At 68.7% G+C, this 265-nt stretch carries 1 pseudogene; it reads right to left on the bottom strand.

Annotated elements, in window-relative coordinates:
• Nucleotides 1–45 precede the first annotated feature (45 nt).
• Nucleotides 46–265 (bottom strand): annotated as a pseudogene (locus AC13HU_RS38370) (hypothetical protein); the annotation flags it as partial.

The raw sequence follows: 265 nt of genomic DNA, 5'->3' as shown, positions 1-265 counted from the left end.
ACTCCAGTCGCTCTTCGTGATCTGACGGGTGGTCGAGGCGCGGGGTCAGGTATGGGTGGCCAGGCGGCGCTTGTAGTGGTGCCAGCGGGAGCGGGCCTGGTGGTGGCGTCGCCAGGTGGACCATTGCAGGTGGAAGGCCATCCGGCGGGTGGCGACGGCGGTGGGCAGGTCCCGCAGTAGAGCGGTGAATAGTTGGAACAGGCGGCGGGCCTCGGTGACGGTGAGGGCGATTTGACCGAAGTCCTCGGGCGGTTCGGCGGCTTCG

It is taken from the genome of Streptomyces sp. NH27, assembly GCF_056859195.1.
This window is presented reverse-complemented; position numbering and strand designations above follow the sequence as displayed.